The following is a 17642-nucleotide window of genomic DNA, read 5'->3' as shown; positions in this document are numbered from 1 at the left end:
TTTTCCACTATAGCTATCGAAGCGGCGAAGGGCTGCCGGGCTTATCTGTGGTTTGGTCTTCGCGCTTTGCTGGTTGGGTGTACCACTGTGCGGGCGCGGAGATGACCGGAGCACGGGCGCGGTCAAAATAGTGGGGCGACATGATCTGGACGCCATGGCAATTGAAACTGTCTTGCACATGGGCGTTGAGCGCAGACAGCACGAACGGTAGCCGCTCGGGGCGGTTCGTATATACGTTGAGCTCATAGCGGATATAGAAATCCTGCAGCTCGGTCTGCAAGACAAACGGGGCGGGGGTTGGCAAGACTTCCTCCGTGGCGGCGGCCGCCTCCAGCAGGATGGCATGTACTTGCCGCCAGGGCGTGTCGTAGCCGATGGTGACTGCTGTTGTAACCAGCGCCCCTCTGGCGGCGCCGGCGGACGAAAGATTGATCACATGCCCTTGCAGAATGACGGAGTTCGGGATGGTGATTTCCTGATTACGTATCGTGTACAGCTTGGTCACCAGCAGGGAGTGGCTGACCACCACGCCTTGTACATCCCCGATGCGCACCAGATCGCCGGCGCGGTAAGCGCGCATGTAGGTGAGGATCACGCCGGCCACGATATTGGAGATGGCACCGGTGGAGCCCAGCGAGAACAGCACACCCAGAAACAAGGAAACACCCTTGAAAGCATCGGAGCTGGAGCCGGGGATATAGGGGTACGCCACCATCAGTGCAAATACGATCAGCAAGAAACTGGTGATCTTTTGCGTCGGGTTGGCCCAGTCTGGGTAGAAACCCTCGATCCGCAGATTGCCGCGCTCGATCTCCCGGAACAGGTAGCGGATTACCCTGAGCAGGTAGCGTGTCACCAGTGCGAGTACCAGCAGGAAAATCAGCTTGGGTATCTGTTCAGCGAGCATGGTGCCCAGTTGCTGCAGTGGGTCCAGCAGCCAGCCGGCAAGCTGACGCGCGATGGGTCGAGTGGCCTCGAACTGGCTCAGCACGAGTTCGGCCGTGAGGTAGAGAATCAGTAAGATGCCCAGTAACTGAAGCAGACGCAGACCTCCGCCCAACACGCGCAGCAGGGATTGGGCGCGCAGTACGCGATGGGTGCGCTGTTCCAGCCGGCGAGCCCTCTGTCGGCTGGCTTTGACCAGCAGCGCGTGCCCCTTCCGGCAGAGCCGGCGGAACAGCAGCAGTAGGATCATGCCGCCAAGCAGGCTGGACAGGGCCAAGGCGATACCGTGCCACAAGGGCGTGTTGTCGGCCGCCAGAGCGGGGAGTGAGACAAGCAGGATCGGCAATCGCAATGCCATCAGACGAATGACGAATGGCGAGATGGAGCAGGGCAGCGGGGCCTTATCGTGCACGATGGTTCTCATGGTTGCTTAGCCATACCCGGAAGCCGGGCAAAGACGTCGCCGGACTCGTGGCGCTCCATTACCAAGGTCACCACATCCCCTTGGGCGTGCTCTGTGAGGCGGAATACCCGCACACGCTGACCCGATGCCAGCTCAACGACATAGGTCTTGGGGTGGCGTTCCACGATTCGCCCGCTTGCCTCATGGCGTGCAACGACCTTGCCGGGGTCAATCGCTGTTTTCCACCACACCAGCATGACCAGCAAGGCCGCGGCCAGCCCTATCCATTTTCCGAACCGCGCATTGCGCAGCAAGGGTTCGAGCACCCCCATCCAGCTACCCCTCGATACCGTTACACATCGTCAACAGCATAGTCGTTGCCTCGCGGTGTTGCGTGCCATGCGGTGTGGTGAGGACGGCGGACAAGGTAATCTCGGCTGCGGCTATCATGTTGCCTGTCGAGACAATCGGGCAGGTGGATAGATATGAGCGAACAATTTGATCGCGGCCTCAAGGTGCGCCGCGAGGTGATGGGTGATGCATTTGTCGATAAAGCCTTTGCTGATGCCGACGACTTCAGCCGTCCCCTGCAGGATTTCATTACCGAGCATGCCTGGGGCACGGTTTGGAACCGCGAAGGGCTGGACCGCAAGACCCGTAGTTTCATTACGCTCGCCATGTTGGCAGCGTTGGGGCGTACCCAGGAGCTCAAGGGCCATGTTCGTGGTGCGCTCAATAATGGCGCCACGGTGGATGAAATCCGTGAGGTGCTGATGCACTCAGCCATTTATGCCGGTGTGCCGCTGTGTGTGGATGCAGTGCGTGCAGCCCGCGAGGTGATTGCCGAGGCCGGACGTGCTTGATGCCGAGGCCCTGGCTGAGTTGTTGCAGCAGCGGCGCAAGCCGGGTGCGGACAAGGCAGCCATCGATGCCCAAATCCATGCGCGCTTCGGTTGTGAACGTGCCGTCATGTTTACTGATCTGGTCGGCTTTTCCCGATCAGTGGAGGCTTTCGGCATCATTCACTTCCTGCAGCTGATTCATGAGTACGAAGCGATCTGCCTGCCGGCGATTACAGCGCACGGCGGACGGTGTCTCAAGCGTGAAGGGGATTCGATGCTGGCCGTATTTGCCGACGCGGGTGCTGCCCTCGATTGCGCCCACGCAATGGTCACTGCCTGTCGGTTGGCAAGTACGGATCGCGTCACCGAAGAGCGTATTGAACTGTGTATCGGGCTGGGTTGGGGCTCTGTGTTGCTGTTGGACAATCAGGAAATATGGGGGGCTGAAGTCAATGCGGCCTCCAAGCTGGGGGAAGAAACCGCCCGCGGCGGCGAAATTCTCGTTACCGATACCTTCCGCGCCCGCCTGCCCGCGCGCCGGTTCGCGACACAGGGATTGCTGTTCGGCTCACGCACCATTTTCCGCCCCTTGGTCTGAGGCACGGACTGGCCGCCACGGGCAGATTCACCTACAAAGCAGAAAAGCCCACGTAGAGCTTAACCATGTCCGAACACTTGCTGGACCATGCGAACCCGCACTTTGTTGATCGTGTCATGGCGTTGGCCGACGAGGGCGAGGTGGAGGTTGCGGAAGACATCTTTACCGATACCGGGGTCAAACTGCTGGCCAAGGGCGTCAAACTGACGCGATCGTTTCAGGATCGCCTGCTCATGCACAAGCTGCAGCGGCCCCTGGTGCAAAGCCTCAGCGTGAGCGACGGCATCACCGTCGATGCCCTGATGCTGTTGGCGACCATGCTCGTCGACGAGCAGCCCATTCTGGCCCGGCTTGTCGACAAGCAAGGGGTGGCGATGTTGGCGCAGCACTTGCGCAATGTACGTCTGGATCGTGTTTCCCTGCTTTTATTGACCCTGGCGCACCGCACCGAGGGCGCGGCGATGCGTCATGCCGTGCTGGTCACCCTGACCGCACTGGCGCTGGCCGAGCGGCTCTCGCTGCCTGAGCCAGACCAGATCAACCTTGCCACGGCAGCCTTGCTGCACGACATCGGCGAGCTTTACATCGACCCTGTCGTACTCAGTGGCGGGCATCTGGTCACCCCGGACGAGTGGCGTGCCTTGGCCGTGCATCCGGTGGTCGGCCGCAAGCTGGTTGCAGATACGACCGGTCTGGGGCCTGCTGTGGCGCGGTTGATCGGCGAACATCATGAACGTATCGATGGCAGTGGCTATCCACGCGGCTTGTCGGGTGACGAAATATCCCCAGCGGGCCAGTTGCTGGCTGCCGCCGAGATGACGACAGGCCTGCTGGGCAAGGCGTCTGATACGCAGGCCCGACTCGATCTGGCACTCAAAGTCATGTCCTCGGGCCATGCACCCGAAGTCATGAGCTGCCTGCGCAAGGCGCTGGCGGGGCAGGCGCCGTCGGCGGGCTTGGCGCTGTACACGGTGTCCAGTGTACTTACAGCGGTCAACCGGCTCGTTTGGTCGCTGGATGCGGTACGCGCTGCCATATCCAGAGCCGAGGTGGATGCCGATAATCTGGAGAGTCGTGAACTGGTGGCCGAGGTGGAGTCCCGCTTCAATGGCTTGCATCGGGCTTTCCTCCGCACTGGTCTAGGCAGTGTGCCGGTCAGCGAAATCAGCTCGGCGCTATTTGATGCCGCGGCCGATGAGCTGACTGAAAGCATGGGTATCATCGACGAAATCAATTGGCGCCTGCGCGAACTGGCGCGCTTTGCGGCGCTCCGCATCGGTTTGCTCAAGCCGGTCGAACGCCACGGTCTCGATAGCCTGCTCGCAGCAATTGCTGATCCGTTGCGACAAAGCCATCCGGCGTGATGGCCTATCGCAAGAATCGGGTGGGCACACCCGCTGCGCCACCCTAGCATGTGCCCATGACGACACCGACACCGACACCGACACCTGCCCCTGCTGATTTGCCCAGTCGTGCCCAGGCCTATGACACGGTCGCCCGAGCACTCGTCTGGTTGCGTGAACACGCGCTGGATCAACCCAGCCTGACCGAGTTGTCGGCCGAGCTGGGCTTATCTGAATTCCATTTGCAGCGTGTGTTTGCAGAGTGGGCGGGGGTCAGCCCCAAGCGCTTTCTCCAGCACCTGAGCCGCGAACGTGCCCGCGCCGCGCTGCGTGCGGGCGAGGATGTTCTGGGCGCCGCCATGGACGCTGGCTTGTCCGGCCCGGGCCGCCTGCATGATCTGATGGTGAGCTGCGAGGCGGCCACGCCGGGCGAGATTCGTAATGGCGGCGCAGGCATGGTGATCCGCTGGGGTATCGTGGCAACCCCGCTGGGGCAGGCCCTCCTGGCGGATAGTGCGCGCGGCCTGGTGAAGCTGGCCTTCATCGGGACGCAAGCAGAAAGCGCGGTGGCGGAATTGCAGCACGATTGGCCCCGTGCCGAGCTGGTGCATGCGCCCGAGGCGGCGCAGTCAATCGCCACCCGCCTGTTTACCCGTTACCGGCAGCCTGAACCCGTTCACCTTTTCGTGAAGGGTACGCAGTTCCAGCTCAAGGTCTGGGAGGCCTTGTTGCGTGTGCCCGAGGGCCGACTCACCAGCTATGGCGAGCTGGCAGGCCAGATGGGCGCCCATGGTGCCGCGCGTGCCGTTGGGAGCGCGGTTGGCGCCAATCCGATTGCCTTGCTGATTCCTTGTCACCGCGTCATCCGCAGCGATGGAGCCTTGGGTGGATACCGTTGGGGCGAAGTACGCAAGCAGGCGATACTAGGGCTGGAACTGGCACGCCACGGGATCGAGGAGCGTGCCGCATGAAAGCGGTTGATCTGTTGGAGCTTATTGCGCTTGCTGCCATATGGGGTGCCTCGTTCATGGTCATGCGCATTGCGGCACCGGCCTTTGGGCCATTTGCCATGGTCTTTCTGCGTGTCGGTCTGGCCAGCCTGTGTCTGTTGCCATGGCTGATATGGCGTGGCGAGCTGGCGGGCCTGCGTACCCACTGGCGACCACTTGCCGTGGTGGGGCTCACCAATTCAGCGCTGCCGTTCTGTCTGTTCGGGGTGGCGGCGATGTCGCTATCCGCGGGCTTCAGCGCCGTGATCAACGCCACGTCACCGATCTGGGCCGGGGTGGTGGCCTGGGTCTGGCTTGGACAGAAGCTGCCACGATGGCGCCTGCTAGGGCTCTTTGCGGGATTGGCCGGCGTGCTCGTGCTGGTCTGGGGCAAGATCAGCTTCAAGCCGGGTGGTGATGGCTGGGCCGTACTTGCCGTCATGGCTGCGCCGCTGTGCTACGGCATTGCTGCCAACTTTACGCGCGAGCGTCTGAGCGGGGTCAGCCCCATGCTAATTGCTACGGGTAGCCAGGTGTCGGCCTCGCTGATGCTGCTGCCTTTTGCGCTCTGGTACTGGCCTGAACAGCCTTTGGCCTGGTCTGCCTGGATGGCAGTGCTGACGCTGGCGCTTGTCTGTACTGCGCTCGCTTACCTGATGTATTTCAGGCTGATTGCCCACGTCGGGCCGGGTAAGGCGATCTCGGTAACGTTTCTTATTCCCCTCTTTGCCATTTTGTTGAGTGCGGTTTTCCTCGGCGAGCAATTGACCCGTAATGTGTTTGTGGGTGGTCTGATCATTCTGTCGGGAACCGCCCTCGCACTGGGCCTGTGGCCGCGTACCAAGGTCTAGTTCTGCTGCCTGCCTGAATCACGCATGACGGCACGATTAACGCCTGTCTATACACCATTAACATTTAGGCACATCCCAGGCGGCGAATCAGCGTCGCAACATAGCCTCGCCGCTCACACGATCAAATAAAAAGCACGCGCGGCGCAGGGCTGGGATGTACCAGCGTCGCTGGTTGATGGTGCATCTCACCCGTTGATTCCATTCAAGAAGAAACGGAGAAGACCGATGTATCTGATCAAACGTCTCATTCAGGGCGGCGCCTTGATGGCCATGTCGCTCAGCGCACATGCCTTGTGTCCCGATGGCTCCACCTACGACAGCACGCTGACCACTTGCGTGACCAGTGTCGATGCCTTCGGCCCCTTTACCAACCAGATGGTCGCGGGTTGCCAGTCTGCTGGCGGCGGTAGTGCCTGTACCAAGACCTATCCCTATCTGGTCAAGGGTCATACAGTCAACGTGATGCGTTGGTCCAAGAGCTTCGCTGCCAATCTGCGTGGTACGGGCAGTTGTCCGGTTGGTTCGGTGCGTTCGGCTACGTATGGCAACCACTGTTTCGAACAGAACAGCGGTAGCACGAACAATGTGTATGGCAATTTCAGTCTGGAAGAGGTTGCCAAGTGCGAATCGTTGGGCGGCGGTTCGGCCTGCTACACGAATCGCTGGTCCGCCACGTTCTATCTGCAGGTCCAGGGTGCTGCGACACCGCCGCCCAGTAACGTGACCAACAAGTACGGCGTCTGGCTCTTTTATGCCGACGCACTGGGCAAGACCCATACCCAGCTGGCAGATCAGCTCAAGGCACAGGGGGTGAAGCGCATCTACATCAAGATCGCCGATGGCACTAATGCCTGCTCGCTGTTCCCGGATGCCTGCTCCAAGGCAACGACCGATATCTACCGCAGCCGGGGTATCGAACCCTGGGCTTGGGCATACAACTACCCGGGTAATAATGCGGCCCAGGCCGATGCGCTGTATCAGGCAGCCAAGTACGGTTATGTGGGTTTCGTGACCGATATCGAGGTGGAATTCGATCGCAAGACCACCGAACTGAGCAGTCTGCTCCAAGCCATGCAAGCTGCGCGTACCCGTGCCAAGACCGATGGTTATGTGCCCGGTGGCGTGTTCCCCTTGGGTGCCACCACCTGGGGCAACCCGACTGATCACGGCATGCGCGTAGACATCATCGACCAGTATGTGGACTTCCACATGCCGCAGACTTATGTGGAAGTCTGGGGCAGCACCTATATGGCGGATCCCAAGCGCTGGATCGAAGCGGGCAACTGCGAATACCGCAATCTGGGTGCCACCAAACCGATCTGGCATATCGTGTCGACCGAGTACGACACCATCACCTCGGCACAACTCGAAGCGTTCATGACGGCAGCTGGCCCCAATGCGTCGATCTGGCGTATCCCCGGTGGCGGCACGCCTACTACCATCTGGAACGACTGGGCCGGGATCAACTGGCAACGCAGCAGCTTCAGCGAAGCGCAGTGCGGTAGCGGCAACAATCTGCTGACAGACTATCTGGGCAGCACGCCTGCCCCGGTGCCGACGCAGACCATTCCTTACTGGTCGCAGCTCGCGAATGCCTATGAGCCCTACGCCACCTGCAGTGTGACGTCGATGGCCATGATCACCGACTTCTTCAAGCTCACCGATCCCGCCAAGCTGGGCAAGCGCACACCGGATTATCTGTATGAGCGCTTTGGCAAACGCCAGACTGTGTCTAGCCTGGCTCAGGTGTTCAACACGATCGCGGCAGAAAAGGGTAGTTCACTGCGCGATACCGGCCTCACCAACGGTACGTTGGCACAACTGCGTGAGCGTGCCAGCCAGGGTAAGCCGACCATCGTGCATGGCTGGTTCACGGCACCGGGACACATTCTAGTGGTGACCGGCTATGACGGTACCAACTACACGGTGAATGACCCCTACGGTAAATGGAATCTGGTTGCAGGCTCGGGCGCTGCTTATGACACCTCCGTGTCGGGCAAGGGTCTGAAGTATCCCAAGGCAGCATTCGAACGTGCGATCAACGACAATGGTCTGGGTAACGACCTCTGGTTGCACCTGTTTGACTGATCGTTGACTGGCGGACGCGCTGTTCGCCATCTCTCACACGCCCCCGGCAGACATCGTGCTGCCGGGGGCGTCTTGACGCAAGGTGGTTGCAGACGATGCAGGCGGGAATCATGAATCGATGGTGTAAGGCGAGTCTATTGGCCATGGCCCTTGTGCCGCAGGTGTGGGCAGCAGGTGTCGAATCACCCGCCCCGGTACCACGGCAAGTGCTGGACGCCCGCCTGCTGGCCATGCAGCAGAGTGCAACGGATCCCATCGCGGGTATTGCGGTAGTGGCCTTGCGTCAGGGCAAAATGGTGTACCAAGGCCAAGCGGGATTCCGCCGCCTGACCGCCCAAGGCCAAGCCTTGCCGGTGAAGCCGGATACCCTGTTCCGGGTGGCCTCGCTCTCCAAGCTAGTGGTGGCGATCGGGGCCATGCGATTGGTCGAGTCCGGCAAGCTGGAACTGGATCGCGACATCGGCGACTACCTGGGTTTTCCCGTTCGCCACCCGGCCTGGCCAGAGATACCTGTGACCACGCGCATGCTGTTGGGCCATACCAGCGGCTTGCGTGATCGGGCCGGCATCAGTTTTCCGGCCAGCTTCAATCTGGCCACGCTGTTGCAATCCCCCCCCGCTGTGGGCGAGCCCTCGCCATGGGCGACAAATGATGGAACACAGCCTTCCCGGCCCGGCAGTTACTTTCGCTACACCAATCTCAATTTCGGAGTACTGGCAACGGTGATCGAAGCGGTCAGTGGCGAGCGGTTTGATCGCTATATCCGCGATTCGGTGCTGTCGCCACTGAGCATCCAGGGCGGATTCAATCCCAGCCAATTTACGGATGCCGAACTCGCGCGCATTGCCACTTTGTATGAAATGCCTGTGGATGCCACGGGTAAACCGACAGGTAGCTGGGAAGCACAGGCTGATGACTACGCCGGGAGCCGTCCACCGCCGCCCGTGGGTTTGGGCGACTACCGCTTGGGCCGCAATGGCACGGTATTCGGTCCGCAGGGCAGGTTGCGGATTGATGTGGCCGGCATCGGCAAGTTGTTGCGCCTGATTGCGGGGCGAGGCGAGGTCGATGGCGTGCGTTTGCTCCAGCCGCAGACGGTGGCGCAGATGCTGTCCCCTTATTGGCAGCGTGATGCCAATGGCAGCAATGGCGACGATTTTGGCGGGCTTTTCAATGCCTGGGGACTGGGCGTTCAACGGTTTACCGATCGGGGCGAGCCCGGCAACGGCGACCGCCTGATCGAAACGGGGGGGTGGAAGCCGGTCGGGCATCTGGGCAATGCTTACGGCTTGTTGTCCGGCATGTTGATCGACCCGGTCTCGGGTGACGGCATCGTCTATGTACTCAGTGGCACACGTGCCGATGCAACCGGCCGTCGCGCCTCGCAAAGCAGTTTTTACACGGTGGAGGCGCAACTCATCGATTTGCTATATCGCTGCGCCATCCGTCCGGCTACCAGGGCGGCGTGTGAACCGTCGCAACCGGTTCGGCAATGAGTGGGGATCCAGGTCCGGACGTGGTTGATCAAGCCTCGTCCCAACCGGGCTGCAAGACCTGCTGTGCTTGGGTGAGCAGGGTCTGAGCCTCATCGATGGCGGCGTGGCACTCGGGTGTTGACGGTGCTGCGCGGGCGCGTGACAGTGCGGCGGGCAGTTGTTCGCCCAGCATGAGGCGCAATTGCCCCCGCAATCCGGCCAGCTCGGTCAGTTGGTCGAACTCGCGTTGCAGCTCCTGCCGGTGTTCGACGTAGCGCATCAGATTGGTGACCCGCAGTTTCAGCAAACCCGGATTGATGGGCTTGGTCACATAATCCACCGCGCCGATCTCCATGCCCTCATCGCGGGAGGCGTCATCCGTCAGCGCGGTGACAAAAATGATGGGCGTGTAAGCCGAGGCATGATGTGCACGCAGACGGCGTGCGACTTCGAATCCGTTCATGCCCGGCATCATCACATCCAGCAAGACCAGATCGGGCGGCGTGCCACCCTGGCAAATGGCGAGCGCCTTCTCGCCGTTGTGCGCGAGCTTCACTTTGTATTGGTCCCGAAACAGGCCGGCTATCAGCTGGAGGTTGTCTGGGGTGTCGTCCACCACCAGCAGCGTCGGCTTGTCTTCAACCGCAACACGGCGTTTGTAGATGGTGGCGCTTTCGCGTTTGACCACGCGGTCTACACGGCTTAGCAGGTCTACGGTCTTGAACGGTTTGATCAGCAGGTCACTGATACCGAGGCGGATGGCTTGCTGGGCTGAATGGCGATCCAGTTCTCCGGACATCAGGATGATCGGCATATCCGCCAGCGCCTCGTCGATACGCATGGTTTCCAGCATGGCGAGGCCGCTGCGTCCCGGTAAGTCCAGTTCGCTGATGATGAGGTGACATGCCGTCTGTTTCAGGACGTCCAGCGCCGCGTCCGCATCCCGCGCTTCATGGATGCGGCTGTAGCCCTCGGCCTGTAGCTGGCTCCGCAGCGCGGCGCGCAGCAGCGGATCGTGCTCAACCAATAAGAGAGAGACCTGGTCTGGCTGCAAGGTTTACTCCTTGGGCGTGACGACAACCTGTTCCACAGGGTAGTCGTTGGCAATCCGCTCGGCTTCGTCGATGACGGCGTGTTCGCTGTCGCCAAACGTTCTGGCGATTTCGCGGAACGTGTCGTTGATGGCCATGAAGGCATCCACGATATCAGGGTCGAAGTGGCTGCCGCGGCCATCATGGATGATCCGCGTGGCTTGTTCATGGGTCATGGCGGGTTTGTAGACGCGCTTGGAGATCAAAGCGTCATAGACATCGGCCACCGCCATCAGCCGTGCCGACATGGGGATTTCCTCGCCGCTCAAGCCGACCGGGTAGCCTGACCCATCCCATTTTTCCTGATGGCTGTAGGCGATTTCCTTGGCATAGCGCAGAAAAGGGATCTCTTGTCCAAAATCCCGCTCGGCCTGAACGATGGCATCGCGGCCCAGGGTGGTATGGGTTTTCATGATGGCAAACTCGTCGTCATCCAGCTTGCCGGGCTTGAGCAGGATACGGTCGGGGATGCCGACCTTGCCGATATCATGCAAGGGCGCAGATTTGTAGAGCGAATCGATTGCGCTGTCGCTGAGTTCACGGGCAAAGCGCGGGTGCGTTTGCAGGTGTAGTGCCAACGCCTTGACGTAGCGCTGGGTGCGCCGAATGTGGTTGCCCGTCTCGTTATCGCGGGTTTCGGCGAGGCTGGCCATGGCGCGAATGGTGACATCCTGCAGGGTCATGACCTCGGCAGTCCGCTTGTTGACCTCGCGTTCGAGGTAAGCATTCTGGTCCTGCAGGAAATCGCGTGCGAGCTTGAGTTGCAGGTGGTTGTGCACGCGCGAAAGCACGATGGCCGGGCGCACCGGCTTGGTGATGTAGTCTACCGCGCCGAGATCGAGGCCGACTTTCTCGTCGTCGGTTTCGCTCATGGCAGTGAGGAAGATGACCGGGATCTGCTGGGTGGCCGGGTTGGCTTGCAGGCGACGCAGCACTTCATAGCCATCCATGCCCGGCATCATGATATCGAGCAGGATCAGGTCGGGCTTCCCGTCGCCGGCCGCAATCTGCAGCGCGCGCTCGCCATTGGGGGCGAGCTTGACCTTGTAGAGATCGCGTAACAGCCCGCTCATCAGGGCCAGGTTGTCGGGGGTGTCGTCCACCACCAGGATGGTGTGCTTCTCGGTGAAATCGAGGGCGTTGCTCATGGCTTACTCCTCTTGCAGTTGGGCAGTGCCGGCACGGGCGCTGCGCAGCGCGTCCAGTGCATCGGTCAGAATATAACTTTGCAGTGCCCGGTGGACCGGGTCGTAGCCATTGCCCAGTGCTGCACGCAGCAAGGGGGTGGATTGTTCGAACAGCTCGATGGCCTCGGAATCGTCATCAGCCAGCAGGGCATCCAGCCGGCTGACAAGCGCGCGTGCGGCGGCCCAGTCGATATTGGCTGCGGCGCTGGCTTGTGCCTGGGTGGGCAAGGCCGCCGTGAGCGCGGTGATCAGGGCGGTGCAAGCCGGATCAATGGCTTGCAGTAGCAGCTCGATTTCACTCGCGTCGGCCGCGGGCTCGGCTTTCAGCGCTTCTTCAGCGGCCTCTGCCAGCTTGGCCAAGGGCTGCGCCCCAATAGTGGCGGCAGTGCCTTTAAGGGTATGCATGAATCGCCGTGCCTCGGTGCGATCGCCGCCGGCCAGTGCGCTGCGGGTTTGCGCCACGGCGTTGGCTTGTCCTGCGATGAAGCTGCGCAGCATTTTTTCGTAGTTATCGCGCTTGTTCAGTACACGCTTCATGCCGGCAACCGTGTCCAGTCCGATGATGCCAAGCAGCGGATCTTCCGCGCTGGCGGTCTCCTCGGGGGGCGGTTCGGCATCAGGCATCGCGTCAGTCAGACCGTTGCGAGGGGCGATCCAGCGCAGTAGTTGCCCGAACAGTTCGTCCGGGTCGATAGGCTTGGCGATGTGGCTGTTCATGCCAGCTTCCAGGCAGGCATCGCGGTCCGTGCTCATCGCGTTGGCGGTCATCGCGAGTATGGGCAGATCGGCAAAGCGCGGCTGCGCTCGCAGCTTGCGCGTGGCGGTGATGCCGTCCATCACGGGCATCTGCATGTCCATCAGGATCAGTTCGTAATCGCCCGTGGCGGCCAAGTCGAGCGCGATCTGGCCGTTTTCAGCGATATCGACGACGATACCCGCGTTTTCGAGCAAATCCTTGCCCACTTGCTGATTGAGGTCGTTGTCGTCCACCAGCAGCACACGTGCACCGCGGAGACTCCGCATATCGGTGTTGCCAATGCGGCCGGTGCTGCGTGGAGCCAGATCCGTGGCGGGTGCAGCACCCAATGCGCGTACGGCGGTATCGAACAGCAAGGACGGATTGACCGGCTTGACCAGCATCAGCGTGACGCCGCTGGCTTCGGCCTCGCGGAATACCTCCTCACGCCCATGGGCGGTGACGATGACCGGGGTTGGCGCCACCGCAAGAGACTGCAGGCGTCGTGCCAGTTCGATGCCGTTCATGCCGGGCATCTGCCAGTCAAGGAAGGCAATTTCAAACCCGGCGTCTTGGGCCAGTGCAGCTCGCGCCTTGGCCAGTCCGCTTTCGCCATCCTCGGCCTCGCTGACGGCAAAGCCCATATTGCGCAGCATCTCGCTGAGGATGAGCCGCGCATGGGCATTGTCATCCACTACCAGCACCTGTTTGCCGGCAAGATCGGCACGCAGCACTCTGGGTGCGTGACTCGATTCGCTGAGCCCCAGTGTGGCGGTGAACCAGAAGGTGCTACCCACGCCGGCCTCGCTCTCCACACCCACCTCGCCCTGCATAAGTTCGGCAAGTTTCTTGGAGATGGCCAGACCGAGTCCGGTGCCACCGTATTTGCGGGTGGTCGAAGCATCGGCCTGCTGAAACGACTGGAACAGCCTTGCCTTCTGCTCGGGCGTGAGGCCGATGCCGGTATCGCTGACCTCGAAGCGCACCTCCACCTCGCCGTCGCGTTGCGCCAGCAAACGGCCTCGAATGGTGACTTCGCCGGTCTCGGTGAACTTGACTGCATTGTTCGAGTAGTTGATGAGTATCTGCCCCAGCCGCAGCGGGTCGCCCATCAGGTGATCGGGCAGGGCGGGGTCGATATCGAAGATCAGCTCCAGCCCTTTGGCCGTGCACTTCTCCCCGATCAGCGTGGCCACGTTTTCGAGCACGCTTTGCAACTCGAACGGGATGGTTTCGACTTCGAGCTTGCCGGCCTCGATCTTGGAGAAATCGAGGATGTCGTTGATGAGCCCGAGCAGATGCTGGCCGGCACGCTGGATTTTCTGTACGTAATCGCGCTGCTTGGCATCGAGCGCCGTGGCGAGCACCAGATGACTCATGCCGATGACGGCATTCATGGGGGTACGGATTTCATGGCTCATATTGGCGAGGAATTCGCTCTTGAGCCGGGAGGCATCCTCGGCCTTGGCGCGGGCGGCTTCGAGTTCGATTTCGTGTTCGCGCAGTGCGGCATTGGCAGCGCCCAGTGCTTCGGTGCGCTCGGCCACGCGTGCTTCTAGCACTTCTTCATTGCGCTTTAACGCCTCTACCAGCTCTGCCTGACTATCGAGTGCCCGCTGCTGGGCTTTCTGGCGTTCGCGATGCTGACGCAGCATGGCGGCTGCCAGCAGGAACGTCAGGATGAACTGGAATCCGGTCAGTGCCGTTGTCCAGGCAGTCTGGTTGTGCACCTCCTTGTTGCGGCGATCGACAATCTTGGCGGACTGCCGTGAGGCTTGCAGCGCCAGATCCTGAACTGGCTCCTCCAGTGCCAGCAGCGCCTGGCGAATTGTCCGCATGGCTTCGGCGTCGATGCCTGCATCCGGCTCGGGGCCCAAGTAATGATCGACTTGCGCCACATACTGCTTGAGGCTGCGCAAGGTGCCGGTATAGATCGGCAGGTTATCCATCAAGCCATGAGGCGCCTCTGCTTCCAGTCCGGTGACCCGGCTCACAAACAGGTCGTAGCGCAGTTGCAGCTCTTCTACCGGCATACCGGCTGGGTCGATCAGGCGGTGATCAAGTGCGTTGTCGAAGCGCTGATACTCGACGCGCAGTTGCAGGAATGGCCACAACGCGCTGTCGTCGCTTCGGCCCATCACCTCGCTGAGATTGCGTAGCTGATGCCACTTGAGAAACCCGATCGCGGCATAGACCAAGATCAGGCTGGTGACGATCAGCACCAACAACCGTGTGTTGCGTTTGTCTGCCGCTGAGCGCATTTACTTGATCTGCAATGCCTTGAGTTGCCAGGTGGCCCGGCCGTAATAGACCTCGGTGCGTAGCGCAGGCTTGTTGTCGAACGGGTAAATGAGGAAAAGCGGACCTTTGTCGCGGATGCTCATGAGCCTGTCGTTACGCTTGAGCGCCACGATCACCTCATGCTCAGCCGCATCGGCAAACGGGAGTTCTGCCTTGTAATCGTTGAGTGCCACCGCAATGATCTTGCTGCCTTTGGCGCCAGCCCGTGCGAGTACGTCGCGCAGCAGCGGACCGGTGAATTTCATCGGTTCCGGATACCAGGGTGTCTTGGTGGTGAAGCTGTGCTGTGGCAGCGCTTCAAGCATCTTCAGATCGAACTGGGCGTCCTTGCCCGCGTTGGCTTGGCTCACGCCACCGGTGATGGTCAGCATCACCCTGCCTGTGGGTTTGTCGAGCGCTTGAACACCCAGCGATGCGGCAAACAACAGGATGATGGCGAGCCGGTGTCTCCAGTAGCTGGACATGGTATTCCTCCTTGGGTGCGCAACGTTGGCGGCAGATGGGTCTGCCTGTTTTGTAGATCAACCCGGATCAAATGTCGCTTTGTTCACGCTGCCGCATACAACAACGCCCCGCGACCGCAAGTGGTAACGGGGCGTGATGTGCGGGCATCGATGGCCACAAAGACCTTATTCGAGCAGCGAACGCAGCATCCAGGCGGTTTTCTCGTGCACCTGCATGCGCTGGGTCAGCAGGTCAGCAGTCGATTCATCATGGGCGGCATCTACCAGCGGGAACAGGCTGCGGGCGGTACGGACCACGGCTTCCTGGCCCTTGAGCAGGATGGCGATCATTTCCTTGGCTGGTGGCACACCCTCGACTTCGGCAATGCTGGAGAGCTTGGCAAATGCGCTGTAGGTGCCCGGTGCCTGGAAGCCCAGTGAGCGGATGCGCTCGGCAATCAGGTCCACTGCCAGTGCCAGCTCGTTGTACTGACCTTCGAACATCAGGTGCAGGCTGTTGAACATGGGCCCGCTGACGTTCCAGTGGAAGTTGTGGGTTTGCAGGTACAGCGTGTAGGTATCGGCGAGCAGGCGCGAAAGGCCGTCGGCAATCGCTTTACGCTGGCTGGTTTCAATGCCGAGATCAATTTCCATGATGGACTCCTGTTGATGGCAATAGCTAAGCAGTGGGGAACCGGTAACCGCGTTGCAGGTTCGCCTTCATCGAAGCATCTGCCTCCTTGCGGGGCAAGCGCGGCGGCGAGATATATCCGTGTTCCGGTACATAGGGTTTCTGCTCAGTGCGACTGTGCGTAATCGGCGAGTACATCGGTAAGGCTGGCTAGCAGTGTGCGACGCATGATGGCGTCTCCGGATCGGGATGTCTGGAGTATGGTCAAGCAGCGATCATTGTAGAAATTGATTTTACGAAGAATGACGATTGCTGTTGACTATGATTGGCCGCGCTTGCCACGGCTTGAGTCCCGCTGCGACTGCGCGCATCATCCTGATCTTGTCTATACAGGAACGCCGTCATGCAAGCCGGACCCACCATTCAGCGCGACCTTGAATCCGGTATCCAGACCGACTTTGCCGACCGCCTCAGCTATGGCGGCTATTTGCGCCTGGATCGCCTGCTGTCTGCCCAGCAGCCCTTGTCGAACCCGCCGCATCACGATGAAACGCTGTTCATCATCCAGCATCAGGTCTCCGAACTATGGATGAAGCAGCTTATTCACGAACTTCGCGCCGCCATTGGCCATGTGCAGCGCGACGAGCTGGAGCCGTGCTTCAAGATCCTGGCGCGCGTCAAACTGATCCAGCAGCAGCTGTTCAATATGTGGGCCGTACTGGAGACGATGACGCCGAGCGAATATGCCGAGTTCCGCCCGGCACTGGGGCAGTCGTCCGGCTTTCAGTCTTACCAGTACCGCACGCTGGAGTTCCTGCTAGGCAACAAGCATGCGGGCCAGGCCGAGGTGTTCCGGTATGACGATGCCCTGTACGCGCAGATCCAGCTTGATCTGCATGCCCCCAGCTTGTGGGAAGAGTTTCTGCGCCTGCTGGCGCGGCGTGGCTTTGCCATTCCGGCAGCCGCGCTTGATCGTGATTTCAGCCAGCCTTATCAGGCGTACGAGGAAGTTGTGGCGGCTTTCAAGATCATTTACCAGGCCCCGCGCAATCATTGGGATGCTTACGAGATGGCCGAAAAGCTCGTCGATGTGGAAGAGGCGTTCCAGCTCTGGCGCTTCCGCCACATGAAAACCGTGGAGCGGGTGATCGGCTTCAAGCAGGGGACGGGTGGCTCCAGCGGCGTGGCATTCCTCAAGCGGGCACTGGATCTGACCTTCTTTCCCGAACTGATCCAGGTGCGCTCGGCGCTTTGAAGTGCGCAGGGTGCAATGCGCTGCGCTAATTACACCCTGCGCAGTGGAGTGCGAAACGCTCAATCTGCATTGCGCATGAAATCCGCCGTGCGCCAGAACGACTGCTCAAGGTGATCGACCAGCGCCTTGGGCAGGTTCATCTCGCCCATGGCTTTGAACATGCAGTACAGCCACTCGTCGCGCATGCGTTCGTCAATGCGGAAGGGCAGGTGGCGTGCGCGCAGCATCGGATGGCCATACCTCTCCACATATAGCGCCGGGCCACCCAGCCAGCCGGTCAGGAACAGGCGCAGCTTCTCGCGGGCTTCGGCTAGATCGGCCTGATGCACGCCGCGTACGCCGACGGCAACCGGATCGGTATCCATAATCTCGTAAAAGCGGTTAACCAGCTGACTTACGCCGGCTTCGCCGCCAATCATCTCGTAGGGTGTGGCTTCCAGAATCTGGCTCATGCGGGGCTTTCT

General features: G+C 60.8%; 16 protein-coding genes. 8 read left to right on the top strand and 8 right to left on the bottom strand.

Annotated elements, in window-relative coordinates; translation table 11 throughout:
* Nucleotides 1-13: 13 nt before the first annotated feature.
* Both O9X62_RS07985 and O9X62_RS07980 read right to left on the bottom strand, forming a co-directional pair.
* Nucleotides 14-1369, bottom strand: coding sequence for a mechanosensitive ion channel family protein (locus tag O9X62_RS07985; protein ID WP_269532275.1), 1356 nt, complete (start codon nucleotides 1367-1369; stop codon nucleotides 14-16).
* Nucleotides 1366-1680, bottom strand: a complete 315-nt coding sequence (locus tag O9X62_RS07980; RefSeq protein ID WP_269532274.1) for a hypothetical protein — start codon at nucleotides 1678-1680, stop codon at nucleotides 1366-1368. The genes O9X62_RS07985 and O9X62_RS07980 overlap by 4 nt, the downstream gene beginning before the upstream one ends.
* 153 nt (nucleotides 1681-1833) lie before the next feature.
* Here O9X62_RS07980 and pcaC point away from each other — a divergent pair, with 153 nt between their 5' ends.
* The 7 genes from pcaC to O9X62_RS07945 all read left to right on the top strand — a co-directional run bounded on the left by pcaC (nucleotide 1834) and on the right by O9X62_RS07945 (nucleotide 9555).
* Nucleotides 1834-2211 (top strand): 4-carboxymuconolactone decarboxylase, encoded by a 378-nt coding sequence (pcaC, locus tag O9X62_RS07975; protein WP_269532273.1) that lies wholly within the window; start codon nucleotides 1834-1836, stop codon nucleotides 2209-2211.
* A complete protein-coding gene (locus O9X62_RS07970; protein WP_269532272.1) occupies nucleotides 2204-2788 on the top strand; it encodes an adenylate/guanylate cyclase domain-containing protein in 585 nt (194 codons plus the stop codon). The genes pcaC and O9X62_RS07970 overlap by 8 nt, the downstream gene beginning before the upstream one ends.
* Nucleotides 2789-2853: 65 nt before the next feature.
* Entirely contained in the window at nucleotides 2854-4152 is a 1299-nt protein-coding gene (locus tag O9X62_RS07965; RefSeq protein ID WP_269532271.1) for an HD-GYP domain-containing protein, read from the top strand.
* Between the two features lie 56 nt (nucleotides 4153-4208).
* Entirely contained in the window at nucleotides 4209-5102 is an 894-nt protein-coding gene (locus O9X62_RS07960) for a methylated-DNA--[protein]-cysteine S-methyltransferase (RefSeq protein ID WP_269532270.1), read from the top strand.
* Nucleotides 5099-5971 (top strand): DMT family transporter, encoded by an 873-nt coding sequence (locus O9X62_RS07955; protein WP_269532269.1) that lies wholly within the window; start codon nucleotides 5099-5101, stop codon nucleotides 5969-5971. Before O9X62_RS07960 ends, O9X62_RS07955 begins: the two co-directional genes overlap by 4 nt.
* 225 nt (nucleotides 5972-6196) lie before the next feature.
* On the top strand, nucleotides 6197-8059 hold the full coding sequence (locus O9X62_RS07950) for a C39 family peptidase (protein ID WP_269532268.1): 1863 nt from the start codon (nucleotides 6197-6199) through the stop codon (nucleotides 8057-8059).
* A gap of 143 nt (nucleotides 8060-8202) precedes the next feature.
* Nucleotides 8203-9555 carry a serine hydrolase gene (locus O9X62_RS07945; protein WP_269532267.1) on the top strand — a complete coding sequence of 451 codons (1353 nt, stop codon included), beginning with the start codon at nucleotides 8203-8205 and terminating at the stop codon, nucleotides 9553-9555.
* 28 nt (nucleotides 9556-9583) lie between these two features.
* On the opposite strand, the gene O9X62_RS07940 is transcribed toward O9X62_RS07945, so the two are convergent.
* From O9X62_RS07940 to O9X62_RS07920, 5 genes are all read right to left on the bottom strand, one after another.
* Entirely contained in the window at nucleotides 9584-10588 is a 1005-nt protein-coding gene (locus O9X62_RS07940; RefSeq protein ID WP_269532266.1) for a response regulator, read from the bottom strand.
* A 3-nt stretch (nucleotides 10589-10591) separates the two neighbouring features.
* Entirely contained in the window at nucleotides 10592-11773 is a 1182-nt protein-coding gene (locus O9X62_RS07935) for a two-component system response regulator (protein WP_269532265.1), read from the bottom strand.
* Nucleotides 11774-11776: 3 nt separating this feature from the next.
* Nucleotides 11777-14809 carry a response regulator gene (locus O9X62_RS07930; protein WP_269532264.1) on the bottom strand — a complete coding sequence of 1011 codons (3033 nt, stop codon included), beginning with the start codon at nucleotides 14807-14809 and terminating at the stop codon, nucleotides 11777-11779.
* The gene (locus tag O9X62_RS07925; protein WP_269532263.1) at nucleotides 14810-15313 is read right to left on the bottom strand and encodes a molybdopterin-dependent oxidoreductase; all 504 of its coding nucleotides are present in this window, start codon (nucleotides 15311-15313) and stop codon (nucleotides 14810-14812) included.
* A gap of 165 nt (nucleotides 15314-15478) precedes the next feature.
* Nucleotides 15479-15946: a Dps family protein gene (locus O9X62_RS07920; RefSeq protein ID WP_269532262.1), complete on the bottom strand. Its 468-nt coding sequence runs from the start codon at nucleotides 15944-15946 to the stop codon at nucleotides 15479-15481.
* A gap of 380 nt (nucleotides 15947-16326) precedes the next feature.
* On the opposite strand from O9X62_RS07920, the gene O9X62_RS07915 reads away from it, so the two are divergent.
* Nucleotides 16327-17178 carry a tryptophan 2,3-dioxygenase gene (locus O9X62_RS07915; RefSeq protein WP_269532261.1) on the top strand — a complete coding sequence of 284 codons (852 nt, stop codon included), beginning with the start codon at nucleotides 16327-16329 and terminating at the stop codon, nucleotides 17176-17178.
* 59 nt (nucleotides 17179-17237) lie between these two features.
* Here the strand turns inward: O9X62_RS07915 and O9X62_RS07910 are convergent, their stop codons facing one another.
* Nucleotides 17238-17630: a group II truncated hemoglobin gene (locus tag O9X62_RS07910; protein ID WP_269532260.1), complete on the bottom strand. Its 393-nt coding sequence runs from the start codon at nucleotides 17628-17630 to the stop codon at nucleotides 17238-17240.
* Nucleotides 17631-17642 lie beyond the last annotated feature (12 nt).

It is taken from the genome of Chitinimonas sp. BJYL2 (assembly GCF_027257935.1).
Classification (GTDB): domain Bacteria; phylum Pseudomonadota; class Gammaproteobacteria; order Burkholderiales; family Chitinimonadaceae; genus Chitinimonas.
This window is presented reverse-complemented; position numbering and strand designations above follow the sequence as displayed.